Here is a 651-nt window from a genome sequence, read left to right as displayed (position 1 = left end):
AGCATGCGATGGCCGCGGTTCTCGAAGTCATCGCATTCACGCATGCCGATATCGGTCAGCACGGCGCGCGAGGCGTTGTTGGTCTCCCGCGCCACGCCGATGATGCGCCCCAGCCCTGCCGCATGGCCGAAGTCCAGAGCGGCCCGCGCCGCCTCGCGCGCGAAGCCCTGGCCGCGGCAGGCAGGCCACAGCGCAAAGCGCACGGCGACGCCTCGCCCATCCGGCCGTTCCATCAGCCCGGCGATGCCGAGGAAATCCCCGGCCTCCCGGAGGAAGTCGCTCCAGGTGCCGTAGCCGCGCACCTGCCAGAAGTCGATGTCGTCCTCCAGCTCCTCGCGCACGCGCTCGGGCGATCGCGCACCATGCAGCATGTAGCCGAAGACCGAAGCGTCGGTCTTGAGGCGGATGAGATCGGGCAGGTGCTCGAGGCCCGGCGGCAGCAAAGACAGCCGCGCGGTCGTGATGATCCGAGGGGAATTCAGCAAACTGCGATGCATGGGCGCATCTCCGCGCTACCGGACGAGGGGCCGGTACTTGATCCGATGGGGCTGGTCCGCGTTCGCACCAAGTCGTCGCTTCTTGTCGGCCTCATAGGCCTGGAAGTTGCCCTCGAACCACTCGACATGGCTGTCGCCCTCGAAGGCGAGGATA

1 protein-coding gene is annotated in these 651 nt (G+C 67.6%); it reads right to left on the bottom strand.

The features are described 5' to 3' along the window. The coding region (locus tag AC1DWF_RS35425; protein ID WP_476843138.1) for a GNAT family N-acetyltransferase at positions 1-497 on the bottom strand (497 nt) is incomplete at its 3' end. Positions 498-651 lie beyond the last annotated feature (154 nt).

The sequence above is a fragment of the Aminobacter sp. P4_D5 genome (assembly GCF_056401815.1).
Note: the sequence above shows the minus strand (reverse complement) of the source record. Positions and strands in the feature narration are given on the sequence as shown.